The organism is Streptomyces albospinus (genome assembly GCF_014648695.1).
Taxonomy (GTDB): domain Bacteria; phylum Actinomycetota; class Actinomycetes; order Streptomycetales; family Streptomycetaceae; genus Streptomyces; species Streptomyces albospinus.
In genome coordinates this window covers 124,302-150,243 of record NZ_BMRP01000006.1, presented here as the reverse complement: position 1 = coordinate 150,243, position 25,942 = coordinate 124,302, and the positions used below count along the sequence as shown (strand labels likewise).

The 25,942-nt window shown below is 73.2% G+C and carries 23 protein-coding genes; 11 read left to right on the top strand and 12 right to left on the bottom strand.

Going from position 1 to position 25,942, the window contains the following annotated elements:
- Positions 1 to 125: 125 nt before the first annotated feature.
- The 3 genes from nirD to IEZ17_RS11300 are packed head-to-tail and all read right to left on the bottom strand — an operon-like array spanning position 126 to position 4,521.
- Positions 126 to 527, bottom strand: a complete 402-nt coding sequence (nirD, locus tag IEZ17_RS11310; protein ID WP_189299083.1) for a nitrite reductase small subunit NirD — start codon at positions 525 to 527, stop codon at positions 126 to 128.
- Complete coding sequence (gene nirB / locus IEZ17_RS11305) at positions 524 to 3,151, bottom strand: nitrite reductase large subunit NirB (RefSeq protein WP_189299081.1); 2,628 nt, start codon at positions 3,149 to 3,151, stop codon at positions 524 to 526. The genes nirD and nirB overlap by 4 nt, the downstream gene beginning before the upstream one ends.
- Positions 3,152 to 3,153: 2 nt before the next feature.
- A complete protein-coding gene (locus IEZ17_RS11300) occupies positions 3,154 to 4,521 on the bottom strand; it encodes an NAD(P)/FAD-dependent oxidoreductase (RefSeq protein ID WP_189299079.1) in 1,368 nt (455 codons plus the stop codon).
- 310 nt (positions 4,522 to 4,831) lie between these two features.
- Here IEZ17_RS11300 and IEZ17_RS11295 point away from each other — a divergent pair, with 310 nt between their 5' ends.
- The gene (locus IEZ17_RS11295; protein ID WP_189299078.1) at positions 4,832 to 6,160 is read left to right on the top strand and encodes a sensor histidine kinase; all 1,329 of its coding nucleotides are present in this window, start codon (positions 4,832 to 4,834) and stop codon (positions 6,158 to 6,160) included.
- A 43-nt stretch (positions 6,161 to 6,203) separates the two neighbouring features.
- Positions 6,204 to 6,860, top strand: coding sequence for a response regulator (locus IEZ17_RS11290; protein ID WP_189299076.1), 657 nt, complete (start codon positions 6,204 to 6,206; stop codon positions 6,858 to 6,860).
- Positions 6,861 to 6,940: 80 nt separating this feature from the next.
- Here the strand turns inward: IEZ17_RS11290 and IEZ17_RS11285 are convergent, their stop codons facing one another.
- The 4 genes from IEZ17_RS11285 to IEZ17_RS11270 all read right to left on the bottom strand — a co-directional run bounded on the left by IEZ17_RS11285 (position 6,941) and on the right by IEZ17_RS11270 (position 11,325).
- Positions 6,941 to 8,893, bottom strand: a complete 1,953-nt coding sequence (locus tag IEZ17_RS11285) for a glycoside hydrolase (RefSeq protein WP_189299074.1) — start codon at positions 8,891 to 8,893, stop codon at positions 6,941 to 6,943.
- A gap of 90 nt (positions 8,894 to 8,983) precedes the next feature.
- The gene (locus IEZ17_RS11280) at positions 8,984 to 10,171 is read right to left on the bottom strand and encodes a M20 metallopeptidase family protein (RefSeq protein ID WP_189299072.1); all 1,188 of its coding nucleotides are present in this window, start codon (positions 10,169 to 10,171) and stop codon (positions 8,984 to 8,986) included.
- Between the two features lie 9 nt (positions 10,172 to 10,180).
- Positions 10,181 to 10,468, bottom strand: coding sequence for a DUF397 domain-containing protein (locus IEZ17_RS11275; protein WP_189299070.1), 288 nt, complete (start codon positions 10,466 to 10,468; stop codon positions 10,181 to 10,183).
- Positions 10,465 to 11,325, bottom strand: a complete 861-nt coding sequence (locus IEZ17_RS11270) for a helix-turn-helix domain-containing protein (RefSeq protein WP_189299068.1) — start codon at positions 11,323 to 11,325, stop codon at positions 10,465 to 10,467. Before IEZ17_RS11270 ends, IEZ17_RS11275 begins: the two co-directional genes overlap by 4 nt.
- 166 nt (positions 11,326 to 11,491) lie before the next feature.
- Here IEZ17_RS11270 and IEZ17_RS11265 point away from each other — a divergent pair, with 166 nt between their 5' ends.
- Positions 11,492 to 11,857 carry a hypothetical protein gene (locus IEZ17_RS11265; RefSeq protein WP_229852153.1) on the top strand — a complete coding sequence of 122 codons (366 nt, stop codon included), beginning with the start codon at positions 11,492 to 11,494 and terminating at the stop codon, positions 11,855 to 11,857.
- Positions 11,858 to 11,882: 25 nt separating this feature from the next.
- On the opposite strand, the gene IEZ17_RS11260 is transcribed toward IEZ17_RS11265, so the two are convergent.
- Positions 11,883 to 12,785 carry an aldo/keto reductase gene (locus IEZ17_RS11260; protein ID WP_189299066.1) on the bottom strand — a complete coding sequence of 301 codons (903 nt, stop codon included), beginning with the start codon at positions 12,783 to 12,785 and terminating at the stop codon, positions 11,883 to 11,885.
- 76 nt (positions 12,786 to 12,861) lie between these two features.
- On the opposite strand from IEZ17_RS11260, the gene IEZ17_RS11255 reads away from it, so the two are divergent.
- Positions 12,862 to 13,650, top strand: coding sequence for a sulfite exporter TauE/SafE family protein (locus IEZ17_RS11255; RefSeq protein WP_189299064.1), 789 nt, complete (start codon positions 12,862 to 12,864; stop codon positions 13,648 to 13,650).
- Between the two features lie 102 nt (positions 13,651 to 13,752).
- Here the strand turns inward: IEZ17_RS11255 and IEZ17_RS11250 are convergent, their stop codons facing one another.
- Both IEZ17_RS11250 and IEZ17_RS11245 read right to left on the bottom strand, forming a co-directional pair.
- Complete coding sequence (locus IEZ17_RS11250) at positions 13,753 to 14,580, bottom strand: class I SAM-dependent methyltransferase (RefSeq protein WP_189299062.1); 828 nt, start codon at positions 14,578 to 14,580, stop codon at positions 13,753 to 13,755.
- A 77-nt stretch (positions 14,581 to 14,657) separates the two neighbouring features.
- Positions 14,658 to 15,023, bottom strand: coding sequence for a cupin domain-containing protein (locus IEZ17_RS11245; RefSeq protein ID WP_189299060.1), 366 nt, complete (start codon positions 15,021 to 15,023; stop codon positions 14,658 to 14,660).
- A gap of 444 nt (positions 15,024 to 15,467) precedes the next feature.
- Here IEZ17_RS11245 and cutA point away from each other — a divergent pair, with 444 nt between their 5' ends.
- Positions 15,468 to 15,842: a divalent-cation tolerance protein CutA gene (gene cutA / locus IEZ17_RS11240; RefSeq protein WP_189299058.1), complete on the top strand. Its 375-nt coding sequence runs from the start codon at positions 15,468 to 15,470 to the stop codon at positions 15,840 to 15,842.
- Position 15,843: 1 nt separating this feature from the next.
- Positions 15,844 to 17,196: a trypsin-like serine peptidase gene (locus tag IEZ17_RS11235; protein WP_189299056.1), complete on the top strand. Its 1,353-nt coding sequence runs from the start codon at positions 15,844 to 15,846 to the stop codon at positions 17,194 to 17,196.
- A gap of 45 nt (positions 17,197 to 17,241) precedes the next feature.
- Here IEZ17_RS11235 and IEZ17_RS11230 read toward each other — a convergent pair whose 3' ends face one another.
- Positions 17,242 to 17,949 carry a SanA/YdcF family protein gene (locus IEZ17_RS11230; RefSeq protein ID WP_189299054.1) on the bottom strand — a complete coding sequence of 236 codons (708 nt, stop codon included), beginning with the start codon at positions 17,947 to 17,949 and terminating at the stop codon, positions 17,242 to 17,244.
- A 202-nt stretch (positions 17,950 to 18,151) separates the two neighbouring features.
- On the opposite strand from IEZ17_RS11230, the gene IEZ17_RS11225 reads away from it, so the two are divergent.
- The gene (locus IEZ17_RS11225; protein ID WP_189299052.1) at positions 18,152 to 18,613 is read left to right on the top strand and encodes a gamma-glutamylcyclotransferase family protein; all 462 of its coding nucleotides are present in this window, start codon (positions 18,152 to 18,154) and stop codon (positions 18,611 to 18,613) included.
- Positions 18,614 to 18,708: 95 nt separating this feature from the next.
- A complete protein-coding gene (locus tag IEZ17_RS11220) occupies positions 18,709 to 19,719 on the top strand; it encodes an adenosine deaminase (protein ID WP_373299786.1) in 1,011 nt (336 codons plus the stop codon).
- A 36-nt stretch (positions 19,720 to 19,755) separates the two neighbouring features.
- Here IEZ17_RS11220 and IEZ17_RS11215 read toward each other — a convergent pair whose 3' ends face one another.
- Positions 19,756 to 21,900, bottom strand: coding sequence for a molybdopterin oxidoreductase family protein (locus IEZ17_RS11215; RefSeq protein ID WP_189299048.1), 2,145 nt, complete (start codon positions 21,898 to 21,900; stop codon positions 19,756 to 19,758).
- Between the two features lie 160 nt (positions 21,901 to 22,060).
- Between IEZ17_RS11215 and IEZ17_RS11210 the strand changes: the two genes are divergently transcribed.
- From IEZ17_RS11210 to IEZ17_RS11200, 3 genes are all read left to right on the top strand, one after another.
- On the top strand, positions 22,061 to 22,999 hold the full coding sequence (locus IEZ17_RS11210; protein WP_189299046.1) for a sirohydrochlorin chelatase: 939 nt from the start codon (positions 22,061 to 22,063) through the stop codon (positions 22,997 to 22,999).
- Positions 22,996 to 24,363: a deoxyguanosinetriphosphate triphosphohydrolase gene (locus IEZ17_RS11205; RefSeq protein WP_189299044.1), complete on the top strand. Its 1,368-nt coding sequence runs from the start codon at positions 22,996 to 22,998 to the stop codon at positions 24,361 to 24,363. The genes IEZ17_RS11210 and IEZ17_RS11205 overlap by 4 nt, the downstream gene beginning before the upstream one ends.
- A gap of 196 nt (positions 24,364 to 24,559) precedes the next feature.
- Positions 24,560 to 25,822, top strand: coding sequence for an NAD(P)/FAD-dependent oxidoreductase (locus IEZ17_RS11200; protein WP_189299041.1), 1,263 nt, complete (start codon positions 24,560 to 24,562; stop codon positions 25,820 to 25,822).
- The last annotated feature ends 120 nt before the right edge of the window (positions 25,823 to 25,942 follow it).

Sequence of the window (25,942 nt, the reverse complement as noted above, 5' to 3'; positions counted from 1 at the left end):
CCCGCTCTGGTGTGCCTTACGTGCAACTCGATGGTTGCATGTCGGGGTGGGAGGTGCAACCCATGGGTTGCGCATTGATGCCCCGGGGCAGGGTCGGGTAGGCCGCTCCCGCCCCGGAGTGGTCGTCAGTCGTCCCGGCCGCCGTCCGCCGCGCCGTCCATCCGTACGCGGTACACCGGGACCGAGGCCGACGGATCGTCCAGGCACTCCCCGGTCTCCAGGTCGAAGCGCTGCTTGAGCAGCGGCGACGCCACGAACGGCCGGTCCGCGGCGGAGCCGGTCAGGCCGCGGGAGAGGACCTGCGCGCCGGTGAACGGGTCCTGGTTGCCGATCGCGTACGTCCGGCCGCCGCGGTCCACGAACACGGCCGCCTGGGACCCGTCCGGGAGCAGGGCGGCGACGCCGCGCCCAGGGATCAGGTCGCCGAGGGCGCAGACGGCGAGCCAGCCCTCGGGGCCGAGGATCTCGACCAGCGGGGAAGGGGCGGCGGTGGTGGCCGCGGGGGAAGCGGCGGTGGCGGTGGTCATCGGGCGGAGGTCCCTTCCAGGGTGCGAACGGGCAGGGTCGGACCGGCCAGCAGCGCCGGATCCGGCTTCATCTGGTCGCGCTCCGGTACGAAGCGGACGGACGGATCGGGGGTGCCGGGCGCGTTGACGAAGGAGACGAAGCGGGCCAGCCGGTCCGGGTCGGCGAGGGTCTCGGCCCATTCGTCGCGGTAGTGGGCGACATGGGCGGCCATCAGGGCCTCCAGTTCGTCGCACAGCCCCAGCGAGTCGTGGACGACGACGTCGCGTACGTGGTCCAGGCCGCCCTCGATCCGCTCCAGCCACGCCGAGGTGCGCTCCAGGCGGTCCGCGGTGCGGATGTAGAACATCAGGAACCGGTCGATGAGCCGGACCAGTTCGGCGTCGGACAGGTCCTGGGCGAGCAGGTCGGCGTGGCGCGGGTCGGCGCCGCCGTTGCCGCCGACGTAGAGGTTCCAGCCGTTGGAGGTGGCGATGACGCCGAAGTCCTTGCCGCGGGCCTCGGCGCACTCCCGCGCGCACCCGGAGACCGCGGACTTCAGCTTGTGCGGCGAGCGCAGGCCCCGGTAGCGCAGCTCCAGGTCGATCGCCATCCGGACCGAGTCCTGCACGCCGTAGCGGCACCAGGTCTGCCCGACGCAGGACTTCACGGTCCGCAGCGCCTTCCCGTAGGCGTGCCCGGACTCGAAGCCGGCGTCGACCAAGCGGGACCAGATCACCGGGAGTTGGTCGACCCGGGCGCCGAAGAGGTCGATCCGCTGACCGCCGGTGATCTTCGTGTAGAGGCCGAAGTCGCGGGCCACCTCGCCGATGACGATCAGCTTCTCCGGGGTGATCTCACCGCCGGGGATGCGCGGCACGATCGAGTACGAGCCGTTGCGCTGGAGGTTGGCGAGGAAGTGGTCGTTGGTGTCCTGGAGGGCGGCCTGTTCGCCGTGCAGCACGTACCCGTCGGCGCCGACCGCGGGGGCCAGCGACGCGATGATCGAGCCGACGGTGGGCTTGCAGACCTCGCAGCCGTCGCCGGACCGGGCCTCGGGGCGGCCGTGCGATTCGAGGAGTTCGGCGTAGCTGGTCAGCCGCAGGGTGCGGACGATCTCGTAGAGCTCGGCGCGGGTGTGCGGGAAGCAGCCGCACAGGCCGGTGTCGACGGCGACGCCGCCGGCCGCCAGCTCGTCGTTGACGAGGGTGGTGAGCGCCTTGACGCAGGAGCCGCAGCCGGTGCCGGCCTTGGTGCACTTCTTGACCTGCGGGACGGTGGTGCACTCGTGCTCGGTGACCGCCGAACGGATCGCGCCCTTGGTGACGTTGTGACAGTTGCAGACCACCGCGTCGTCGGGGAGCGCGGACGGGCCGAGCGCGGCGGGCGCACCGGCCCCGGCGGGCAGCACCAGCTGCTCCGGCGCCACCGGCGGCACGCTCCCGGTCAGCGGGCGCAGCATCCCGTACGACTCGGCGTCGCCGACCAGCACCCCGCCCAGCAGCGTGCCGTCCGCGCCGATCACCAGCTTCTTGTAGACGCCGCTGCGGGAGTCCGCGTAGACGACGTCCAGGCAGCCCTCCGTGGTGCCGTGCGCGTCGCCGAAGGACGCCACGTCGACGCCGAGCAGCTTGAGCTTGGTGGACAGGTCGGCGCCGGTGAAGCCGCTGTCCTTCCCGGCGATGGCGTCGGCCGCCGTCCGGGCCATGTCGTAACCGGGCGCCACCAGGCCGTAGACCCGGCCGTCGGCGGCCAGCGCGCACTCGCCGATGGCGTGCACCGCCGGGTCGCTGGTCCGGCACTGCTCGTCGACGACGATGCCGCCGCGCTCGCCGACCGCCAGCCCGCAGTCCCGGGCGAGCTGGTCGCGGGGCCGGACGCCGGCCGAGAAGATCACCAGGTCCGTCGCTATCCGGGACCCGTCGGACAGCTCCATGCCGGTCACCGCGCCGTCCTCGTCCGCGGTGATCTCCTTGCCGCCGACGCCGGTGTGCACCTCCAGGCCCATCTCCTCGACGGTGCGGCGCAGCGCGCTGCCGCCGCCCTCGTCGACCTGGAGGGCCATCAGCCGCGGGTTGAACTCCACGATGTGGGTGCGCAGTCCGAGCCCCTTGAGCGCACCGGCCGCCTCCAGGCCGAGCAGTCCGCCGCCGACGACGACGCCGGACCCGGCGGTCCTGGCGTAGTCCTCGATGGCGAGCAGGTCCTCGATGGTGCGGTAGACGAAGCACCCGGCGCTGTCCTTGCCCGGCACCGGCGGCACGAACGGGTACGAGCCGGTGGCGAGCACCAGGGTGTCGTAGCGGACGGTCAGCCCGGAGCGGGCGGTGACGGTGCGGGACTCCCGGTCGATCGCCTCGGCCGGATCGCCGATGTGCAGCTCGATGCCGTGCCGCGCCATGAAGTCCGGCGCGGTCAGGCTCAGGTCGTCCGGGGTGCGCCCGGCGAAGTACGAGGTCAGCTGGACGCGGTCGTACGCGGGGCGGGGCTCCTCGCACAGCACGACCACCCGCGCCCGCCCGGTGACCCCGCGCTCGGCCAGCTCCTCCAGGAAGCGCTGGCCGACCATGCCGTGTCCGACGAGGACGATGGTGGGGCGGGCGGTGTCGTGGGTGCCGGGCGTTGCCGGGGTGGCGGGTGCGGCCATGATCAGAAGCCTCCGTCGGTGGTGAGCAGGTGGAGCAGCGGAGCTGCGGGGAGCTGTTCGTCGCCCTCCCAGGTACGGGCGAGCGCGCCGACAGTGCCGAGATCGCCGAGGAGGATGCCGCCGACCAGCCGGTCGCCGCGGACGACGACCTTCCGGTAGGCGGTGCGGGTGGCGTCCGCGAGGCGTATGACGTCGTCGCCGGGGAGCGGGGTGGTCCGGCCGAAGGAGGCCAGGTCGAAGGGGGCGGACCCGGTGGGGGCGGATCCGGTGGCGGGGGCGCCCCCGGCGGCGAGGGTCAGCCGGGTCAGCAGGCGGGTGCCCGTATAGGCCGGGGCGGCGGGGTCGGGCTCCGGTGCGGTGCCGGCCGGCGCGGGCGCTCCGGGAGCGGCCAGGACGCGGGCGAGCGCATCGGCCTGCTCCTGGGCGGCGCCCGCCAGGCCGTAGACCGTCCCCCGGTGCTCGGCGCAGTCGCCGACGGCGTGGATGCGGGGATCGGAGGTGCGGAGCGAGTCGTCGACGCGGATGCCCAGGCCGACGTCCAGCCCGGCGGCCACCGCGAGCCCGGTGCGCGGGCGCACGCCGCAGGCCAGCACGACGAGTTCGGCGTCGAGCCGGAAGCCGTCCGCCAGCTCGACCGCCCGGACCCGGCGGGTGCCGGGCCGCGCCGCGTCCGGCACGGCGGTCTCGATCCCGCGGACCCGGCACTCCGTGTGCACCTCGATGCCGAGCGCGGTGAGGTGGTCGCGCAGCAGCTCCGCGGCCCCCGGATCGAGCTGATGCTCCATCAAGTGCTCGCCCTGGTGCGCCAGTACGACCTGCGCACCGCGCGCCGCCAGCGCACGGGCCGCCGATACGCCGAGCAGCCCGCCGCCGATCACCACGGCCGGTCCGCCGGGCCGGGCCGCCGCGGCCAGCGCTCGGCAGTCGTCCAGCGTCCGGAACGGATGCACCCCGTCCGGCAGATCCTGCCGCCCCGGGGCGAACAGCCCGCGCAGCGGCGGCAGTACCGGGTTGGCGCCGGTGGCCAGCACCAGCGCGTCGTACCCGATCTCCCCGCCGTCGTCGCACCGCACCAGGCGCGCGTCCCGGTCGATCGCCACCGCCCGTACGCCGCTGCGCCAGTCCACCCCGGCGCCGGGCGCGGGCAGTTCGATGACCTGCGGCGCATAGCGGCCGGCGAGTACCTCGGCGAGCAGTACGCGGTTGTACGGCGCGGACGGCTCCTCGCCGATGACGGTGAGGGCGCCGGGGGCGGTGCCGGCGCCGCCGGGCCGCGCGGCGGTCAGCTGCCGCACGAGCCGGGCTCCGGCCATGCCGCCGCCGATCACCACCACCCGTGGCGTCGTTCGCTCCCGCGTTGTCGAGGTCATGCCGGTCAGCCTGCGGCGCGCCTGTTACCCGCCCGCATCCCCTCTGTTTCCCCGGCGGAACGCTGCGCTCAGCGGGCGGCGGGCGGCGGTGTGAGGCGCCGGGGGCCGCCGAAATCCCTGGTCAGGGGTCCCGGGGTGCCGGAAGGGCGGTCGCGGTGGCCGCGGGGCGGGCTGCTGTGACGGCCGCCACGACGACGGCCGACGGCTGCGCTCTCCCCGCCAGCCGCGGTGCCCCGGCGGCCGGGGCCCGACCGCCCCTGACCCGTGGAACAGGCCCTGTGACCCACCGGACAGGCCCTACGTTGACCCCATGCCCCGCACCCGCCCGCGGCCCCCGATCCGCACGGTCGTCCTCGCCCCCTTCACGCCGCCCGCGCTGTGCGCACTGCTGTGCGCGCTGCTGGCGCCGGTGCTCGCGCTGCCGGGAGCGGTGCTGGTGGTGGCCGGGCTGGGGCTGGGGGCGGTGCTGTCGTGGACGGCGCTCGGGCCGTGGCTGATCGCCCTGAGTGTACGGGGCGCGGTGGCGCTGGGAGATGCCCAACGGGCGCTGGTGCGGCGGCTGCTGGGGGAGGCGATCGAGCCGGCCGGACGGCGGCGGGAGCCCGGGGTGTTCGGCTGGCGGCGGGCGGTCCTCGGCGACCGGGCCGGGTGGCGCGCGGTGGGGTGTGCGCTGCTCGCACCGCTGACCGCGCTGCCCCCGCTGCTCGCCGTCGTCCTCGGCTATGTATACGGACTGCTGGCCGTCGCCCACCCCGTGCTGCGGCGCTGGAACCATGTCACCCTCCGGGGCGCGGACGGTTCCGTGCGGAAGGTGGGGCTCCAGATCCACGGTGTGGAGTTCGACAGCTGGCCCAGGTGGCTGCTGGTGGTCGCCGTGGGGGCGCTGCTGGTGCTCGGCGCGCCCTGGCTGGTGCGCCGGGCGGGCGCGCCGCACCGGATGCTGCTGCGAGCGCTGCTCGGGCCGAGCGCCGCGGACGCCCGGATCCGCACGCTGGAGGAGACTCGGGCGCAGGCCGTCGACGACGCCGCGGCCACCCTGCGCCGCATCGAACGCGATCTGCACGACGGCACCCAGGCCCGCCTCGTCGGCCTCGGCATGCACCTCACGCTGATCCGCGAACTGCTCACCAAGGACGCCGACCGGGACCGGCTGCTGGCCGTCGTGGCGCGCGCCCAGGACAACGCGACCCAGGCCGTCGCCGATCTGCGGCATCTCGTCCGCGGCATCCATCCGCCGGTCCTGGACGAGGGGCTGGCGAGCGCGCTGGCCACCCTCGCGGCGGACGCCCCGCTGCCGGTGGCGCTCCGTACGCGGATCGGCCAACGGCCCAGCCCCGCGCTGGAGTCCATCGCCTACTTCTGCGCCGCCGAACTGCTCGCCAACGCCGTCAAGCACAGCGGGGCGGCGGAGGTGGCCATCGAGGTGCACGGCACCGCGGACGGGCTGCTGCTGTCCGTACGGGACGACGGGCGCGGTGGGGCGGTGGTCGGCGCGGGCAGCGGGCTGACCGGGCTGCTCGGCCGGATCCGCACCGTCGACGGCACGCTGACCTGCGACAGCCCGGCCGGAGGGCCTAGCGTTGTCGCGGTCCGGCTCCCGTACCCGGCCCACCGCCCGGATCAGCGGCCCGACCGCTGAGAGGCCCGACCACCAAAGGCCCGACCATCAAAAGGCAGGAACCATGCGCGTCGTCATTGCCGAGGACTCCGCGATCCTGCGCGACGGCCTCGTGCAGCTGCTGGAGCTGCGCGAGGTGCACGTCGCGGCGGCCGTCGGCGACGCCGAGGCGCTGCTCGCCGCGGTCGCCGAACACCGGCCGGACGCCGCGGTGATCGACATCCGGCTGCCGCCCGGCCACCGGGACGAGGGCCTGCGGGCCGCCGTCACGCTCCGCCGGGACCACCCCGGTACCGGCGTGCTGATCTTCTCCCAGTACGTGGAGACCGCCTACGCCGACCGGCTGTTCGGCGCGGGCTTCGCGGGCGTCGGCTATCTGCTCAAGGAACGGGTGGTGGACATCGGCGAGTTCGTCGACGCCCTGGAGCGGGTGGCGGACGGCGGCACCGCCCTGGACCCGGAAGTCGTCGGCCACCTCTTCGGCGCGAGCCGCCGGGCCCGCTCCCTGGACGCGCTCACCCCGCGCGAGCGCGAGGTGCTGTCGCTGATGGCCCAGGGCCGCACCAACCACTCCATCGCCGCCTCGCTGACCGTCACCGGGCGGGCGGTCGAGAAGCACATCGCCAACATCTTCGGCAAGCTCGGCCTCCCGCCCTCGGAGACGGACCACCGCCGGGTGCTGGCGGTGCTCCGCTACCTGGAGGCGGCCCGCCGGCCGTAGCCACCGGAGGACCGCCCCCCTCAACGCACCGGCTGAAACTCAGCTGTTGATCTCATGCCGGAATGCGGGAATGTGGGAACTCAGCTGTCGACCTGCGCCGGGCACAGCCGCCGCGGCTGCGCGTCACCCCGCAGCCGGGCGTCCACACAGCCGCCCGGCAGCCCGTCGTGCGCCGTGCTGCCGAAGTTCGCGGTGACGGTCAGCGCCCCGTCCCCGAACACCGTCCGCTGCACGCTCCGGTCGCCGGTCAGCCACCGGAACGACGTCATCTTCTCGGTGCCCGCCGCGCGGTGCAGCGGCGCGAAGTACTTCTGGAGAGCGGCGAGTTCCTTCCCGTCCTTCTCCAGCGACGGACCGTTGAGCGCGAAGTTCAGCGGGGTGTTGTTCAGCATCGCCAGCAGCGCCCGGGTGGTCTTCTGGTCCGGCAGCTTGTCGTACGACAGCTCCCACCGCTCCACGTTGACCAGCGACTCGTGCAGCGCCGTCTCGTACAGCGGCACCCGGTACTTCGGGTCGTACATCGCGGTGGCCAGGTCCGCCGGCAGCGACACCGGCATGAAGGCGTTCTTCGGGGCGTTCTGCGGGAAGTAGCCGCCCCACTTCTCCTTGTCCCGCTCCAGCTTCCAGATCCCGTCGGCGACCGGTGTCCCCGAGCCGTGGTCGAAGGCCAGCACCGAGTTCGCCCACGGCTGCGCCGACTCCGATCCCAGGACGAGGCCCCTGGCGATCCGCCGCATCCGGGCGAGCCGGTTCTCCCGGTCCCCCGCCTTGGTCATCTCGTGGCCCGCGCCGTGGTCGCGGAACACCTCGCCGGTCGCGTCCACGTCCAGGAAGTAGCTGTCCGCCCCGTTGGAGGTCATCTTCCGCGTACGGTCGGCCAGATAGTGCTTGGAAGGCTCGGCCTTCTCGAAGGCGCGCGAGCTCAGATAGCAGCCCCGGCCCCCGAAGCCCTTCTGCGGCGTCCCGTCCGCCTTCCGCACGCAGAAGTCCGGGTAGACCTTGTCCGGCCACGCCGACGTGGGGCTGTCCGCCGTCTTCGGATCCTGCCCGTTGGCGAACGTGTCGTACGGCCCGACGAGATACCCCGCCTTCTTCGCGGCCTGGACGGCATCGGCCTTCATCGGGTCCGGCCCGGAGTCATACCCGAGCCACATCCGGTCCACGCCCAGCTTCTTCAGCTTCTCCACACCGGCCGCGGTCCGCGCCTCGCCCCACAGGTACGCGTGGAACGCGCCCAGCAGCTTCGCGTTGGCCGGGTTCTTCCTGATCTTCTCGCGCAGGCTGCCCAGTTGCCCGTGCTGGGAGAGGTAGGAGCGGTAGTCGGCGGCCGGGGCCACCGGGTTGCCGTCGGTCAGGGAGAACGAGACGTCGTAGTCGCCCGTCCCGTCACCGGAGCTGAAGTCGTGTGCCGCGGTGGCGCGCAGTCGCCCCCCGGTGGAGGCGAACTTCAGCGTCGTACCGATGTCGGTGGGCGTCAGATAGCTGACGCCGTGCCGCCCGCCGGACCAGCCCCACAGCGGCAGCGCCAGATCCCCGCCCACGTCGACGGTGTTGCCGACCAGCCCGCCCTTCGGCCCGTTCCAGAACGCGTCCCGTACGGGGATGTCCAGCCCTTCGCCGCGCGGCAGCTGCACATCGGACGCGGCCCGGTCGGTGCCGGTCACCGGCCAGCTGACCGACGCGTCGTGCTCCGACCGGATCCGGATGTGCAGCCGCCCCCGTTCCGAACTCGCCGTGACCGAAAGCCCCTTGGCCGGATAGCTCCAGTGAGCCGTTCCGCTCGTACGGGTCACCGGGCCGGGCTGTCCGAGGCCGCTTGCCGCCTCGGACAGCACCAGCTGCGTCCCGTCCTTGGTGCGCGCGGTGACCGCCAGCGACGCGGTGTCGACGACGGCGGTACCGCCGGCGACGGGGAGTTCGAGACGACTGCCCTGGACCGTCCCGGCCGTGGCGCTGCCGCAGCCGGCGAGCGCGAACGCGGAGGCGGTCAGCGCCAGCGACGCGGCGACCGCTCGGGTGAGTGTGGATGCCATGCCCTTTGAATAGTGACCGGCTTTAAGAACCTTCTAAGAAGCCACCGGAGCCCGGCCACCGGGCGGTGGGCGGCAGTTCCGTCACTCCCGTCACACGGCCAGCCGCCGCGCCGCCAGCTCCGCGTACACCGCCGCCCCGTCGGCCAGCACCGCATCGTCGAACTCGGCCAGCGGGGAATGGTTGTTGGCGCTCCGCTCCGGGTCGGCACCGGCCGGCGGAGCACCCAGGACCAGCATCGCGCCGGGCACCTCCGCCAGCACCCGCGAGAAGTCCTCCGATCCCTGGAGCGGCTGCCGCATCGGCGCGTACCGCTCCTCGCCGAGCACCTCGCGCACGGTGTCCGCCGCGAAGTCCGCCGCCGCGTCGTCGTTGACGGTGATCGGATACACCTCGCTGAACTCCGCGTCCACGCCCACCCCGTAGGCCGCGGCGATCCCCCGGCACACCTCCACGGTGCCGTCCTTGACCCGCGCCTGCGCCCGGTCCGAGAAGCTGCGCACCGTCGCCTCGAAGACCGCGGTGTCCGGGATGACGTTCTGCTTCGTCCCGGCATGGAACGTGCCCACGGTCAGGATCACCGGGTCGAACACGTCGAAGGTACGGGTGATCCACGCCTGCAACGCGGTCACCATCGCGCACCCGGCCTGCACCGGGTCCTTGGCGCGGTGCGGCATCGACCCGTGCCCGCCCTCGCCCCGTACGGTCACCCGCAGCACGTTCGACGCCGACAGCGCCGGCCCGCCCCGGGTCCCGAACACGCCGCTCGGCACCCCCGCGGACAGCACATGGATGGCGTACGCCGCCACCGGCCGCTGCCCGGCCGCGTCCAGCAGCCCCTCGGCCAGCATGTGCCGGGCGCCGTCGTAACCCTCCTCGCCGGGCTGGAACATGAACAGCACATCGCCCGCGAGCCGGTCGCGGTGCGCGGCGAGCAGCCTGGCCGCGCCGGTCAGCATGGTCGTGTGCAGATCGTGGCCGCACGCGTGCATCCGGCCGTTGTCGGCGGCGAAGTCGAGCCCGGTGCGCTCGGCGACCGGCAGCGCGTCCATGTCACCGCGCAGCAGCACGGTCGGCCCCGGCGCCGCGCCGCGCAACACCGCCGTCACCGAGCTGAGCCCGTCACCCGTGCTCAACTCCAGGGGCAGCCCGTCCAGTTCGGCCAGTACGGCCTCCTGCGTACGGGGCAGATCCAGTCCGGTCTCGGGGATCCGGTGCAGCGAACGGCGCAGCTGTACGAGGTCGTCGGAGAGCGCGCGGGCGTCGTCACGAAGGTTCATAGGGGCTCCTTACCCAGGGAGCCCGCCGTTCTTGACCGCGGCGACGAACGAGGACCACCTCGCCGCGGAAACCACGATCGCGGGCCCGTCCGGAACCTTGCTGTCGCGGACGGGGACGACGCCGTGGGTTGTGGAGTGGGCGGGGGAGAACTCGATGCAGTCTCCGCCGTTGCCTTCGCTGTAGGAGGACTTGATCCAGGCGAAGTCTCGGGTGAACTCGATGCACTCCCCGCCGTTGCCTTCGCTGTAGGACGACTTGATCCACGTGGCGGCGGTGAGATCCAAGTCGGGGCTCATGCTTGGTACTCCTTCAGCAGTTTCTTGATCAGAGCCAGTGATTGGTCCGGGGCCAACGCGTGCGCCCTGAGCAGATCGAAATCATCCAGGGCGGCGTCGACCGTTTGTGCGGAATCATGCATCCTGCCACCTACCCGGGTCTCCGTGTACAACACGGTGGGGGAGTCCAAGAAGCGCAACACGACGAAGGGCATCGTGGACGTGGCCGGAATACCCGCCGGGAACGGCATGACTTGGAGTTCCACTTGCGGTGATGCAGCCACCGTCAGCAGGTAGTCGAGCTGCCCTGCCATGACGTCGGCACTCCCGACGACGGTTCGCAGACACGCCTCATGAAGGATGACCCACAGGCGCGGGGGTGTGTCCCGCTCGAACACCTCACGTCGCCGTAGTCGCGCGGCAACCTTGTCCTCGATCCCGTCCGCACTTGCCCGTGGGTTGGCTACGCGGAAGACGGCCCTTGCGTAGTCCGCCGTCTGCACGATGCCTGTTACGAGGTTCGTCGAGTAGGCCAGTATCCGCGTCGCCTTCCGCTCCAGATCCAGGTACGGGACGAACCACGACGGGTGGTCCCCTTCGTCGATCCTTCGCAGCATGCCCGCGAAGAGCCCGTTCGTCCCGAACGCGAGATCGCAGCCGTCGGCGAACTTCTCGCTGGCCTTCACCTTCCCGGACTCCACCATGCTGACGTACGCATAGGAGTAGCCCGTGGCCTCGCCTAAGCGCTTCTGCGTGAGCTTGCGCCCCAGGCGAACCCGCTTGACGTCGAGTCCGAAGCGTTGGAGCGGATTGAAGTGTTCGCGTGGGTTCGTCTCGTCCAATGCTGTGACCTCTCGTTCTGTGGTCGCGGTCAGCATCGCCGCAGGCAGTTGATGTAAGCACTGCCGTTTAAGTGACCCCACTCTATTGCCTGTTGCGTTGTCAGCGTGACCGAATGGCTACACCCCGTACGCAAAGCCAGGACCCCCGCGACCGCGCGACCGGTCCGGGGGCGTGGCCACCAACCCCCTGGAGGTTGACGACATGACCGACGCTACCGCGCGGCTTCTGCCGTGGTCGAGTGCGGACGGCAAGGCCTGTTTCGTCGTGGGCGACGGCACCGGACCCGTGTCCCGTATCGCCGACAGCATCGAGGCGGCACAACTCGACTCGGCCGCCGACCTCATCGACGAGTCACGGCGCGTGCTCGCCGGGCGTGCCTGGACGTCCGGGGAACTCCAGCTGCTGACCGTGGAGTTGACGGACTCGCTCGCTGAGGTGCACCGGATCGCGAAGAGCCGGGGCGCCCGGCTGCCGAAGCCGCCGCCCGCCGTGGTCCACGTGCCCGCGGGGGAGGCCGTGAAGCCGTGCCCGTTCCCGTGTGAGGTCTGCCGCCGCAAGGGGCGGTAGGAGGGTAGGCGACGGTGGGCGCCCGTCACCGCGTCCGCACGTCCGGGCCCTCCGCCACCGCGTCGAGCCGCGCCAACTCCTCTTCCGTGAGCGCGATCCGTACCGCGTCCAGGTTCTCGTCCAGATGGGCGGGCGAGCCCGTACCGGGTGTCGGCAGCAGGACGGGGGAGCGGTGCAGCAGCCAGGCCAGCGCGATCTGCCCCGTGGTCGCGCCGTGCCCGGCGGCGACCGCGGCGACCACCTCGCCCGCTTCCCCCGTCAGCGCCCCGTTCCCCAGTGGGAACCACGGCAGAAACGCCGTCCCTCCCTTCTCGCACAGCTCCAGTACGTCCTCCGAGGCGCGGTCCAGGAGGTTGTAGCGGTTCTGCACCGACGCGATCGGGGCCAGCTCCTGCGCCCGTGCGAGTTCCGCCGCCCCGATGCTGTCCAGCCCGATGTGCCGGATCTTCCCGGCCTGTTGGAGCTCCCGCAGGGTGCCCAGCTGGTCGGCCATCGGCACCTCGGGGTCCAGCCGGTGCAGCTGGTACAGATCGATGGTGTCCGTGCGCAGCCGCCGCAGGCTCGCGTCGCACATGGCGCGCAGCTCCTCCGGCCGCCCGGCGATATGCCAGAGGTCCGGTCCCGTGCGCACCACCCCGCCCTTGGTCGCGATCACCAGGTCGTCCGGATACGGGTGCAGCGCCTGCGCCACCAACTCCTCGGCGATGTCCGGACCGTAGTTGTCGGCGGTGTCGATCAGCGTCACCCCGCGCTCGACGGCCCGGCGCAGCAGTGCGACGGCTTGCCGCGGGTCGTCATGGCGCGGGCCCCAGTACCCGGGACCGACGAGCCCGCCGGTGCCGAACCCCAGCCGCCGCACGGTCAGGCTCCCCCCGATCGCGAACTCCGGTTCCGGAGACACAGGAGACACATTCTCTTCCGTATCCATGGACCGGAGCCTAGGCGGCATCCCGGACAGCAATAATCCGAGGTCCGGAGCCGCGCCCCCTTCATAAGATCACCAGGTGCCTCCTGACATATCGCTCTTCACGCTGACCCTGCTCTGCCTGGCCGCCCTCGCCGCAGGCTGGATCGATGCGGTGGTGGGCGGCGGCGGGCTGCTGCTGCTCCCGGCGCTGCTGGTCGGCCTTCCACATACGCCCGCCGCGTTCGTCCTCGGCACCAACAAGTCCACCGCCATCGTCGGCACCTCCGCAGCCGCCGTGACCTATGTCCGCAAGGCGCCGATCGACTTCGGCATCGCCCTGCGGATCGGCGCCGCCGCGCTCGCCGGATCGCTGACCGGGGCGTTCTTCGCGGCCGGTATCAACAGCGCGGTGCTCCGCCCGCTGATCATGGCCGTCCTCCTGGGTGTCCTCGCCTTCGTCCTCTTCCGCCCGGCCTTCGGCACCGCCCCCGCGCCCTCGGGCCCGGTGACCCGGCGGCGCGTACTGGCGGCCATCCTCGTCGCGGGCCTGGGAATCGGCTTCTACGACGGGCTGATCGGCCCCGGCACCGGCGCCTTCCTCGTTATCGCGCTGGCCGCGCTCCTCCACATGGACCTGGTCACCTCCTCCGCCACCGCCAAGGTCATCAACGTCTGCACCAACATCGGCGCGCTGACGATGTTCGCCATCCAGGGCACCGTGCTGTGGCAACTGGGTGCGCTGCTGGCCCTGTTCAACCTCGTCGGCGGCACGGTCGGCGCCAGGATGGCCCTCAAGCGTGGCGCCGGGTTCGTGCGCGGTGTGCTCGTCATCGTCGTTGTCGCTCTTCTCTGCAAGCTGGTCTACGACCAGTGGCTGGCGGCCTGACGCCTCCCACCGTCGCCCGGGCGCGAGCCCGCCGATGCCCCGGCGTGACACGGCGGCGGTCCCGGTTGCGGCGGCCCTGCAACAGCGGCAACGGCGGCGGTTTCAGAACCGGCAGTTGTAGAGCCGCGACATGTCCCGCAGGCCGCCGGGGATCCGCGCCGCGACCCGGGCCGCCGCGCGGTAGACGGCGGGCAGCTTCTCGATCCCCGGCAGGTCCATGGCGCTGACGTTCTCGACGATCTCCAGCCGGGGGCTCAGCCGGGATATACCGCCCGCGTCCGTGCCCCAGTGGAGCGTCGAGCCCGTCTTGACGATGACGGAGTTGAGGCGCGCCGCGCGGACGGCGAACGGGCTGAAGGCGTCGAAGGCCAGCTCGCCGCTGGGGGCGTGGGCCATCAGGCGGCGGAGGAGCGCGGTGACGTCCCCCTCGGTGAGGTACATCAGCAGGCCCTCGGCGACGATCATCGTCGGCCGGTCGCACGGGAGCTCGTCCATCCAGTCCGGGGCCGTGACGGACGTCGGTATCTCGGTGTGTCCGGGGCGCTCCGGATAGAGCTGCCGGCGCAGGTCTATGACCTCCGGGAAGTCGACGTCGTACCAGCGCACCCCGGGGCCGGGGTCGAGGCGGTAGATGCGGGTGTCGAGGCCGCAGCCCAGATGCACCACCGCCGCTTCCTCGTCCTCGTGCCGGGCGAGGAAGCGGGCCGTCCACACGTCCAACTGCCGGGCGCGGAGGGCGACTCCGGCCGCGGCGCCGGCGCCCATCCGGAGCCTGCGGAAGTCGTAGTCGAGGCGGCGCACGGTGTCGACCGCCATGGCGTCGCCGAGTATCGGCTTCTTCGCGCGGCTGTCGACCGCGCGGCCGTAGAGCGTGGCGAGGAGGGTCTCCTTCACCCCGGTCAGCTGCACCTTCGGTTTCGTGGCGGTCATGATTCGATGGTACGGAACATTCAGAAAAATGTGAAGAGTGAAAATGGCGGACGGCCGTGCCCTGGCGGTGTCCGGCGTCAGCCCCGGGCCGCCGCGCCCGCGGGAACTCCCGGCGCCGGTTCGCGCACCGCCGTCACGGCGGTCAGCAGCACCACCGAGTCGTCGAGGGCCGCCAGGCCGTGCCGGGTGTGCGGAATCGCCGTGACCTGCCCGGCGATCAGCACCTGGCCGCCGCCGGCCCAGGTCAGCCGGACCCGGCCGCGCAGCACGTGGAGGCTGGCCGCCGGAGGCGCGTTGTGCTCGTCCAGCGAGGTGCCGGCCAGCAGCGCGATCACGGTCTGGCGCAGCGGGCCGTCGTGCAGGAACAGGTGAGCGCTGCGTCCGTGCGCGGAGGCGCGGGCGTCGTCGAGTTGGTCGCGGATGAGGGTTTCGAGATTCTCCATGGCGCTCGCCTTTCGAGTGCGGGCCGGCGGCGGGGACTCCCCTCTCCATCGTTGTCCCTGACCCGCAGGGCGCAACCGGGGCGTTCGGGCGCGGGGTCGGCGGATACGAACGGGAATGGGGCGTCCGGGTGCTTGGGCGCGGGTAGCGGCCCGCCGCGCGCCAGTTGATCATCAAGATCCGTACGATGCGAGGCGATCCTTGATCGAAAGATAGAAAGATCGATGGCTGAAGATCGATGCCCGGAGGACGATGCCCGGAGGTCGACGCCCGGCGACGGGACGGGGGCGACCGACGACCGATGACCGGAGATCAATGACTCGCGACCGGAGATCGGCGACAAAGGATCGAACAGTGGACACAGGACGCCGAGGAATGAGCGTCGAGGATCGCATGTGCTTCGTACTGGTACTACCCCCCACCCCGACCGCGAAGGGTGCGTGACCGTGGCCGACCCGACCGCCCTGAACCAACCGCCTGCCGTGCCGGCTCCTGCCGGGCAGCCGGCGCGTTTTCTGACCGTCATGACGACCATCGACAGCGAGCAGAAGGCCGAGCGGCTGGCGCGCGGTGCGATCGAGGCGAGGCTCGCCGCCTGTGCGCAGATCAGCGCGCCGGTGACCTCGGTCTTCCGCTGGAACGGCGCCGTGGAGACCAACCAGGAGTGGCAGGTGCTGTTCAAGACGGCGAGCGCGCGGTACGCGGCGCTGGAGACCTACCTCCTCGCCGCTCACGACTACGAGACTCCGGAGATCATCGCCACTCCGGTCACGCACGGCGGCGCCGGCTATCTCGCCTGGGTCGCAGAGGAGACGAGCTGACGTGGCACTACCAGCCCCTATGTCGAAGGCCGTTGCGGCGGGAGCCGCCGTTGTGCACCGCCGGCGGCTGCGCTGCCGGTGGGGGAGGGTGGCGACGCTCGCCCTGGGGATGACCCTGTGCCTCGCCGCGTCCCCCGAGAGTCATGCGGCCGACCCCGGCCCCGGCGGCCAGGTGTCCCACGGCCACCAGTCCCGCCCGCACGCCACCTGGACCAGCAAGGACGCCGCCGCCTACTGGACACCGCAGCGGATGGCCGATGCCGCACCGCCCGAGGGCGACAGCCAGCAGAGCGACGCCTCGCCGCAAATCGCTCCGACCGCCCGGCACTTCGACGGCATCCCGTCCGTCGGCGTGCTGTTCTCCGTCGACGGGGAGGCGCGCGAGCACCACTGCACCGCCAGTGTGGTGCACAGCCCGCACGGCAACCTGCTCCTCACCGCCGGGCACTGCAACCCGGGCGCCCGCGCCGCGTTCGTCCCGCAGTACCAGTCGGGTGCGGACTCCCAGCCCTACGGGGTGTGGGCCATCGAAGACACCTTCGCGTACTCGGACCGCGGCACCAGCGGGGCCGGCGCCGACCTCGACTTCGCGTTCGCCACCGTCGCCCCGGACGACAACGGGCGGATGATCGAGTCCGTCACCAGCGGCAACGTCCTGACCGAGACGCCCGGTTACCGCAACCAGGTCAGCGTCATCGGCTACCCCAGCGCGCACAGCGACCCGGCGGACCGCGCCGTACGCTGCGACGCCCGCACCAGCCGCCTGTCCGGCACCCGCGAACTCCGCCTCGACTGCGGCGGGTTCTTCGGCGGCACCTCCGGCAGCCCCTGGCTGGCCAACTTCGACGAGCACACCCGGACCGGCCGGCTCATCGGCGTCATCGGCGGTGTCAACGGCGGCGGCCCCAGCGGGCCGCACAACGACCGGGTCTCCTACAGCCCGTACTTCGGGAAGGAGATCCGCAGCCTCTACAACCGCGCCGTCAAGGAGAGCGCACAGAGTGAGCAGAGCGCGCAGAAGGCACAGCGCGCGCAGAGCACACCGGGCCAGCACAGCGGGCAGAGCCAGCAGAGCGCTCACGGCGGGCCGGGCACGGACAACGCGCAGGGCTCGTCGAACACGGACAACGCGCAGAACTCTCCGAGTACGGACAGCGCGCAGAACTCTCCGAGTACGGACAGCGCGCAGAACTCTCCGAATGCGGACAACGCGCAGGGGTCGCCGAGTACGGACAGCGCGCAGAACGTGCCGAGCACGGACGACTCGCAGGGTTCGCCGAGCGCGGACGGCTCGCAGAGCGGGTCGAGCGGGCCGAACGCGCAGGGTTCGGACGGAGGTGGGGGGCTCCTCTAGGGGCCCCCAGGTCGGGGGCGGGGCCGTGACCGGAGGCGTGTGCCGTCAGTGCAGCGCCTCCGTCAGGCCCTTCTCCTTCGGGCCGAGGAACTGCGGATCGGGCCGCAGCAGCGCGTCCGCCGCCGCCTTCCCCGCCGCGAAGATCTCCCGCACGCCGCCGTACGCCCAGGTCACGTCGTGGTCGGCGGCGACCCCGACCCCGTACGACTCGATGCCGGCCGCCCTGCACAGTGCCAGCGCGCGCCGGATGTGGAAGCCCTGGCTGACCAGCACCGCCCGGTCCACGCCGAAGACGCGGTGCGCGCGGGTGCAGGAGTTCCAGGTGTCGAAGCCCGCGTAGTCGCTGACGATCCTGCGGGCCGGGATGCCGTGCCGCACCAGGTAGCCGCGCATCGCGTCCGGTTCGTCGTAGTCGTGCCGGCTGTTGTCGCCGGTGACCAGGATGGCGCGGACGGTACCGCGGCCGTAGAGCCGCACCGCGGCGTCCAGCCGGTGGGCGAGATACGGGGACGGCTCGCCGTTCCACAGGCCGGCGCCGAAGACCACGGCCACGGGGGCGGCGGGCGCCGCCGCGACGGAGCGGACACGCGGGCCCGCGGTGGCGTTCAGCCAGGTCGCGGGCGCCAGGGCGAGCACGGTGAGCACCACGAGCGCCTGGAACGCGCGCCGTTGCCCGCGCCGGGTCCGCGGGATCCGCGGGCGCGGCAGCCACCGCGGTGCGCGCACGCCCCGCACCGCCCGGATACCCGCCATCCGTACGCGCCGTATGAGCCCCGGCAGTTCTGCCCGCCGCTCCCGCATTCCCGCCCCCGTCCGTGGCCTGCCGCCCGTGGGCGATGTCGCAGGCTGCGACGTGCGGCGGGCCGGCGCGGTTGCAGCAAGGGGGACGATGTCGTCAGAGGCCATGACGCCGTGGCCGGGTCTCCGTTCGCCAGCGTGGAGAGGACCGCCGCCGATGACCATCGAGGACGAGCGCCTGCCGTTCTTCGTCTACGGGACACTGCGCCCCGGCGAGGCCAACCACGCCCGGACGCTGCGCGGCCGGACCGCCTCCGAGGAGCCGGCCCGCATCGGCGGGGCGCTGCTCTACGAGGGCCCTGGATACCCGTACGCCGTCGCCGGACCCGCCGACGCGGTCGTGCACGGCGCGCTGGTGCTGCCGCGCGCCGCCGATTACGAGGAGGTGCGCGCCGCGCTGGACCGGCTGGAGGGCTACACCCCCGGCGCCGCGGGGAGCGGCCGCAACCTCTACGAGCGGGTGGCCGTCGAGGCGGTCCGCGCGGACGGCGGGACCGTACGGGCCTGGGTCTACCTGGCGGCAGAACCGCTGGCCGCCCGGCTGCGGGCCACCGGGACGCCGATGGCGGGCGGCGACTGGACCGGGCGTCCCGGACACCCGGCAGGAAACCCCGGATAGCCACAGATAACCTGACGACTCCTCCCGTATCGCGGAACCGGTGCTTCCGGTACCCCGGAGCGGGCCTCCCGCAGAGCAGAACAGGTGTGACCCGAGTGCCTTCCAACTCCCCGAGTGCCCCCGCCCACCGCCCCCTCCCCAAGGCCGAACTGCATCTCCACATCGAGGGCACCCTGGAGCCCGGACTGGCCTTCGCGCTCGCCGAACGCAACGGCGTCACCCTGCCGTACGCCACCGAGGACGACCTCCGCCGCGCCTACTCCTTCAGCGACCTCCAGTCCTTCCTGAACCTCTACTACGCGCTGATGGCGGTCCTTCGCACCGAGGACGACTTCGCCGACCTGGCCGACGCCTATCTGGCGCGCGCCAAGGAGCAGGGCGTCCGGCACGCCGAGATCTTCTTCGACCCGCAGGCGCACACCGCCCGCGGCGTCCCCATCGGGACCGTCGTCCGCGGGCTGTCCCGCGCCCTGGACGCCGCCGAGGAGAACCACGGCATCACCACCCGGCTGATCATGTGCTTCCTGCGGGACGAGAGCGCCGACTCGGCCCTGGAGACCTTCGAGGCGGCCCGCCCGTACCTCGACCGGATCACCGCCGTCGGCCTGGACTCGGCCGAGGTCGGGCACCCGCCGTCGAAGTTCCGGGAGGTCTACGAGCTGGCGCGGCAGGCCGGGCTCAAGTGCGTGGCCCACGCGGGGGAGGAGGGCCCGGCCGCGTACGTCTGGGAGGCGCTGGACCTCCTCGGCGTCGACCGGATCGACCACGGGGTGCGCTGCCTTGAGGACGAGCGGCTGGTGGCCCGCCTGGTGGCCGACCGCGTTCCGCTGACCGTCTGCCCGCTCTCCAACGTCCGGTTGCGGGTGGTCGACGACCTCGCCGACCACCCGTTGCCCGCGATGCTGGACGCGGGGCTGCTGGTGACCGTCAACTCCGACGACCCGGCCTACTTCGGCGGCTACGCGGACGACAACTTCACCGCCGTACGGGACGCCCTGGGGCTGGACGAGGAGACGCTGCGGACGCTGGCCCGCAACTCCTTCCTCGCCTCCTTCCTGGACGAGGAGACGCGGGCGGCGTACCTGAAGGAGCTCGACACGTTCTGACGGAGCGTCAGGCCGGTTGGGGCGGGCGGGCCGGGGTCACGCCGGCGCCACCCGCTCCAGCCGCACCGCGCACACCTTGAACTCCGGCATCCGGGACACCGGGTCGAGCGCCGGATTGGTCAGGGAGTTGGCCCGGCCCTCGCCCGCCCAGTGGAACGGCATGAACACCGTGTCCGGGCGGATCGCCCCGCTCACCCGGGCCGGCGCGACCGCCCGGCCGCGCCGGGAGACCACCGCCACCGGCTCGCCGTCCGCGACGCCCAGCCGGTCCGCCAGCTGCGGATGGAGCTGGACGTACGGGCCGGGTTCGGCGGCGTTCAGCTCGGCCACCCGGCGGGTCTGCGCGCCCGACTGGTACTGGGCCAGCACCCGCCCGGTGGTCAGCACCACCGGGTACGCGGCGTCGGTCTCCTCGGCCGCCGGACGGTGCGCCACGGGGACGAACCGGGCCCGGCCGTCGGGCGTCGCGAACCGGTCGAGGAAGAGGCGCGGGGTCCCGGGGTGCGGGACCGGCGGCGCCTCCGCGGCGCCCGCCGGCTCCCCGCGGCCACCGGACACCGGCTCCGCCGGGCACGGCCAGAACACCCCGTCCTCCGCCGCGATCCGCCCGTAGGAGATCCCCGAGTAGTCCGCCGGCCCGCCCGCCGACGCGCGCCGCAGCTCGTCGAAGACCTCCTCCGGGTCGCTCGGAAAGCCCTTGGCGTGCCCCAGCCGCGCCGCGAGCCCGCCGAGCACCTCCAGGTCCGTACGGACCCCGGGCGGCGGGTCCAGGGCGCGGCGGCGCAGCAGCACCCGGCCCTCCAGGTTGGTCGTGGTGCCGGTCTCCTCCGCCCACTGGGCGACCGGCAGCACCACATCGGCCAGTTGAGCCGTCTCGGACAGCACCACGTCCGCCACCGCCAGGAAGTCCAGCGACCGGATCCGCCCCTCCACATGGGCGGCGCGCGGCGCGGAGACGACCGGGTTGGAACCCATCAGCAGCAGCGCCCGGATGTCGCCGCCCAGCGCCTCCAACAGCTCGTACGCGCTGCGCCCCGGACCCGGGAGCGAGTCCGGCTCGACGCCCCACACCTGCGCCACATGGCGGCGCGCCGCCGGATCGTCCAGCTTGCGGTAGCCGGGCAACTGGTCGGCCTTCTGGCCGTGTTCGCGTCCCCCCTGGCCGTTGCCCTGGCCGGTCAGGCAGCCGTAACCGGACAGCTCCCGGCCCGCCCGCCCGGTCGCCAGGCACAGGTTGATCCACGCCCCCACGGTGTCGGTGCCCTTCGCCTGCTGCTCCGGGCCGCGCGCCGTCAGCACCATCGAGGACGGGGCGTCGCAGAACATCCGGACCGCCGCGCGGAGTTGGGGCACCGGTATGCCCGTGATGCGTTCCACCATTTCCGGCCAGTGCGCCATCACGGCGGCCCGCGCCTCCGGCCAGCCGCTGGTGCGCTCCGCGATGAACTCCTCGTCGGTACGGCCCTGGGCCACCACCAGGTGCAGCAGCCCCAGCGCCAGCGCCAGATCCGTGCCCGGCCGCGGCGCGAGATGCAGATCGGCCTGCTCGGCGGTGCGGGTGCGGCGCGGGTCGACGACGATCAGCCGGCCGCCGTTCTCCTTCAGCTCGGTCAGATAGCGCAGCGCCGGCGGCATCGTCTCGGCCAGGTTGGAACCGACCAGGATGACGCACCCGGTGCGCGCCACATCTGCCAGCGGGAACGGCAGCCCGCGGTCCAGCCCGAACGCCCGGCCGTGCGCCGCTGCGGCCGACGACATGCAGAACCGGCCGTTGTAGTCGATCTGCGAGGTGCCGAGCACCACCCGCGCGAACTTGCCGAGCGTGTACGCCTTCTCGTTGGTCAGCCCGCCGCCGCCGAACACCCCGACCGCGTCCCGCCCGTACGCCGCACCGGCCCGTCGCAGCCCCTCCGCGACCCGGTCCAGGGCCTCGTCCCAGCCGGCCGGCACCAGCTCCCCGGTGGCGGCGTCCCGCACCAGGGGGGAGGACAGCCGCGCACCCGGGGTGAGCAGCTCGGGGGCGGTACGGCCCTTGCCGCACAGGGCGCCCCGGTTCACGGGGAAGGCGGTCCGTTCGACGACCTCCACGGCGGGCCCGGCCGTCCGGCCGACGGGCCGCAGACCCATACCGCATTGGAGGGCGCAGTACGGGCAGTGGGTCTCAACTGTCGCGGCGTCCATGCCGCCAGCGTGGTACGGGCCTGTTACGGGCACGGATCGGCTCTGTTTCGGGCGGGCGGCGGAGACCTCCCACGGGGCGCACGGCCGGCGGAGATCCGGCGGCACACGGAGTTACCACCGGGGAAACGGAACCGCAACGAACGCTTGCCAGGCTCGGCCCATGACGGCGCCGACACCGCACCACCCCGTTCCGGATCCGCATGACCCCGCCACCCCGCCCGCCGCCCCCGTGGGCGCGGCCGAGCTCGCGTCCGCGATCACCGACCAGCTCAGCAGCCGGCTGTGCACGGTCCGCCTGCACGGCTTCCGGCGCCCCACCGGGACCCGCCCCGCGCCCGAGGCCACCGGGACCGCGCCGACCCTCGTGGCCGTCGCCCACGGCAGCCGCCACCCCCAGGCCGCCCCCACCGTCCGGGCCCTCCTCGCCCGCGTCCGCGCCCTCCGCCCCGGCCTGCCCGTACACCTCGGCCACATCGAACTCGACCGGCCGCTGCTCACCGACACCCTCGCCGGACTGCGCGGCGAGGTCGTGCTCGTCCCGCTGCTCCTCACCCGCGGCCACCACGTCACCCGCGACCTGCCGGCCGCGCTCGCCGCAGCCGGACACCTCACCGGCCGGATCGCCGCGCCCCTGGGCGGGCACCCCCTCCTCGCCGAGGCGCTGCACGGCCGCCTCCTGGAGGCCGGCTTCCCCGCCCGCCCCCGGGCCCGCAGCGCCGTCGTGCTGGCCGCCGCCGGCTCCCGCGCGCCCCGCTCCGCCGAGGACACCGCCCGCACCGCCCGGCTGCTCTCCGCCCGCCTCGGCGGCATCCCCGTCCTCCCCGCCTTCGCCTCCGCCGCCGCCCCCACCGTCCCCGAGGCGATACGGACGCTCACCACCCGCGGCCACGCCCCCGGCCGGATAGCCGTCGCCGCCTGCTTCACCGCCCCCGGCCGGTTCGCCGACCAGTGCGCGGCGACCGCCCCCGGGCCCGCCGCCGCACCCCTGGGCGACCACACCGCGCTGGCCAGGCTCGTCCTGCACCGCTACGACCAGGCGCTCAGCGCGCGTACCGGATCCGGCACCGAGGGCATCAGGGCGGCTACCGTCGCTGTATGACGGGCACATCACCGGCCACCCCGCCGCCCCCGGAGGCGACCCCCGCTCCGCACGCGGCACCGCACTCGGCAACACCTGGCTACACCGCGGCCGACGCCGCCCGCTGGGTCCCCGAACCGGACAAACGCCCCGGCCGCACCGCCTTCCAGCGCGACCGCGCCCGGGTCCTGCACTCCGCCGCGCTGCGCCGGCTCGCCGGCAAGACCCAGGTCGTCACACCCGGCACCCACACCCACGCCTGGGACGCCAGCCCGCGCACCCGGCTGACGCACTCCCTGGAGTGCGCCCAGGTCGGCCGGGAACTGGGCGCCGCCCTCGGCTGCGACCCGGACCTGGTGGAGACCGCCTGCCTGGCGCACGACCTCGGCCACCCGCCCTTCGGCCACAACGGCGAACAGGCCCTCAACGAGGTCGCCGCGCCCTGCGGCGGCTTCGAGGGCAACGCCCAGTCGCTGCGGCTGCTGGCCCGGCTGGAGCCCAAGCGGTTCGTGCCCGCCGCGGACGGCCGCCCGGTCAGCGTCGGCCTCAACCTCACCCGCGCCGCCCTCGACGCCGCCACCAAGTACCCCTGGCCGCGCGGCGGGCACCCCGACGACCCCGGCTCCCCGAAGTTCGGCGTCTACGAGGACGACCGGCCGGTCTACGCATGGTTCCGCGCGGGCGCACCGCCCGCCGCGCGCAGCTTCGAGGCACAGGTCATGGACTGGTCCGACGACGTCGCCTACTCGGTGCACGACGTCGAGGACGGGCTGCACGCCGGGCACCTCGACCCCAACGTCCTGCTCGCCGACGCCGAACGCGCCGAGATCTTCGCGGTGGCCGCCGAGCGCTACGCCCCCGGCGCCGGCGAGGCGGAACTGGCCGCCGCCCTGGACCGCCTCCTCGACCAGGAGTGGTGGCCGCACGGCTACGACGGCACGGCGCTCGCCCAGGCCCGCCTCAAGGACGCCACCAGCCAGCTGATCGGCCGGTTCTGCCAGGCCGCCGAGGGCGCGACCCGGGCCCGGCACGGGGCCGGGCGGCTCACCCGCTACGCGGCGGAGCTGGTGGTTCCGGCCGAAACCCGGCTGGAATGCGCCGTTCTCAAAGCGGTCGCCGACCGGTACGTCATTCAGCGCCCCGACCAGGAAGCCCTCCGCGCCGACCAGCGCGTGGTCATCGCCGAACTCGCCGAGGCGCTGCTGGCCCGCGCCCCCGACGGCCTTGACCCGCAGTTCCGTTCGCTGTTCGCCGCGGCTGCCGACGACACCGCCCGGATGCGCGCCGTCATCGACCAGATCGCGGCCCTCACGGACGCCTCCGCACGCTCTCTTCACGCCCGTCTCACCCGTCCCCCTGGTAACGGTTGGGGCAACCCAGGGTGACCCTAGGGGGGCAGCCCCTCTTCCCCCATCACGCTCCGTGCGGGACGCTCGTCCACGACGATTCGCACGGGGCAGCGCACACGAACGCGCGGAACAACGGGGGGCACGCACCGCAGGGAGCACCAACGGGGGGCATCAACGGGGGCGTTTACGGACGCGGACGCGGACGTACGGCACCGCAACGAGGAGGAAGCAAGTGGTCGACGCACACCAGACGTTCGTCATCGTCGGGGGTGGCCTGGCCGGAGCGAAGGCCGCGGAGACTCTCCGCGCGGAGGGGTTCACCGGCCGGGTGATCCTCATCTGCGACGAGCGCGACCACCCCTACGAGCGGCCCCCGCTCTCCAAGGGGTACCTGCTCGGCAAGGACGAGCGGGACAGCGTGTTCGTCCATGAACCAGCCTTCTACGCCCAGGCCCAGATCGAACTCCATCTCGGCCAGCCCGCCGTCCACCTGGACCCCGCGGCCAAGACCGTGCGGCTGGGCGACGGCACCCTCATCGCCTACGACAAACTGCTGCTGGCCACCGGCGCCGAACCGCGCCGCCTCGACATCCCCGGAACCGGACTCGCCGGCGTGCACCACCTGCGCCGCCTCGCGCACGCCGAACGGCTGCGCGGCGTGCTGGCCTCCCTGGGCCGCGACAACGGCCACCTGGTCATCGCCGGCGCCGGCTGGATCGGCCTCGAAGTCGCCGCCGCCGCCCGCTCCTACGGCGCCGAGGTCACCATCGTCGAGCCCCAGCCGACCCCGCTGCACGGCATCATCGGACCCGAACTCGGCGCACTCTTCACCGACCTGCACCGCGAACACGGCGTCCGCTTCCACTTCGGCGCCCGCTTCACCGAAATCGTCGGCCACGACGGCATGGTGCTGGCCGTCCGCACCGACGACGGCGAGGAGCACCCCGCCCACGACGTGCTCGCCGCCATCGGCGCCGCCCCGCGCACCGCCCTCGCCGAACAGGCCGGCCTCGACGTCGTCGACCGCGCCGACGGCGGCGGCATCGCCGTCGACGCCGCGCTGCGCACCTCCGACCCGTACATCTACGCCGCCGGCGACGTCGCCGCCGCCGACCACCCGCTGCTCGACACCCGGCTCCGCGTCGAGCACTGGGCCAACGCCCTCAACGGCGGCCCCGCCGCGGCCCGCGCCATGCTCGGCCAGGACGTCAGCTACGACCGCATCCCGTACTTCTTCTCCGACCAGTACGACCTCGGCATGGAGTACTCCGGCTACGCCCCGCCCGGCTCGTACGACCAGGTCGTCTGCCGCGGCGACGTCGGCAAGCGGGAGTTCATCGCCTTCTGGCTCAGCGAGGGACGCCTGCTGGCGGGCATGAACGTCAACGTCTGGGACGTCACCGGCACCGTCCAGCAACTGATCCGCTCCGGCGCCCCGTTGGACCCGGGCAAGCTGGCGGACCCGTCCGTTCCCCTGGAGTCGCTCCTCCCGTAGTGCGCCGGGACGCCCCGTGGGCCCACTGGTGCCGTATGCCCCTGGGCCCGCCGGCGGCGCCCGCCCCGGCGGCTGCGGCACCGGCGCGCCCCGGCCGCCACCCTCGACCATGACCTCGAC

Bases quoted from the DNA above. Each gene is read 5' to 3' on its own strand.
- nirD (WP_189299083.1), bottom strand. From the start codon at position 527: ATGACCACCGCCACCGCCGCTTCCCCCGCGGCCACCACCGCCGCCCCT.
- nirB (WP_189299081.1), bottom strand. From the start codon at position 3,151: ATGGCCGCACCCGCCACCCCGGCAACGCCCGGCACCCACGACACCGCC.
- IEZ17_RS11300 (WP_189299079.1), bottom strand. From the start codon at position 4,521: ATGACCTCGACAACGCGGGAGCGAACGACGCCACGGGTGGTGGTGATC.
- IEZ17_RS11295 (WP_189299078.1), top strand. From the start codon at position 4,832: ATGCCCCGCACCCGCCCGCGGCCCCCGATCCGCACGGTCGTCCTCGCC.
- IEZ17_RS11290 (WP_189299076.1), top strand. From the start codon at position 6,204: ATGCGCGTCGTCATTGCCGAGGACTCCGCGATCCTGCGCGACGGCCTC.
- IEZ17_RS11285 (WP_189299074.1), bottom strand. From the start codon at position 8,893: ATGGCATCCACACTCACCCGAGCGGTCGCCGCGTCGCTGGCGCTGACC.
- IEZ17_RS11280 (WP_189299072.1), bottom strand. From the start codon at position 10,171: ATGAACCTTCGTGACGACGCCCGCGCGCTCTCCGACGACCTCGTACAG.
- IEZ17_RS11275 (WP_189299070.1), bottom strand. From the start codon at position 10,468: ATGAGCCCCGACTTGGATCTCACCGCCGCCACGTGGATCAAGTCGTCC.
- IEZ17_RS11270 (WP_189299068.1), bottom strand. From the start codon at position 11,325: ATGCTGACCGCGACCACAGAACGAGAGGTCACAGCATTGGACGAGACG.
- IEZ17_RS11265 (WP_229852153.1), top strand. From the start codon at position 11,492: ATGACCGACGCTACCGCGCGGCTTCTGCCGTGGTCGAGTGCGGACGGC.
- IEZ17_RS11260 (WP_189299066.1), bottom strand. From the start codon at position 12,785: ATGGATACGGAAGAGAATGTGTCTCCTGTGTCTCCGGAACCGGAGTTC.
- IEZ17_RS11250 (WP_189299062.1), bottom strand. From the start codon at position 14,580: ATGACCGCCACGAAACCGAAGGTGCAGCTGACCGGGGTGAAGGAGACC.
- IEZ17_RS11245 (WP_189299060.1), bottom strand. From the start codon at position 15,023: ATGGAGAATCTCGAAACCCTCATCCGCGACCAACTCGACGACGCCCGC.
- IEZ17_RS11230 (WP_189299054.1), bottom strand. From the start codon at position 17,949: ATGGCGGGTATCCGGGCGGTGCGGGGCGTGCGCGCACCGCGGTGGCTG.
- IEZ17_RS11225 (WP_189299052.1), top strand. From the start codon at position 18,152: ATGACCATCGAGGACGAGCGCCTGCCGTTCTTCGTCTACGGGACACTG.
- IEZ17_RS11215 (WP_189299048.1), bottom strand. From the start codon at position 21,900: ATGGACGCCGCGACAGTTGAGACCCACTGCCCGTACTGCGCCCTCCAA.
- IEZ17_RS11210 (WP_189299046.1), top strand. From the start codon at position 22,061: ATGACGGCGCCGACACCGCACCACCCCGTTCCGGATCCGCATGACCCC.
- IEZ17_RS11205 (WP_189299044.1), top strand. From the start codon at position 22,996: ATGACGGGCACATCACCGGCCACCCCGCCGCCCCCGGAGGCGACCCCC.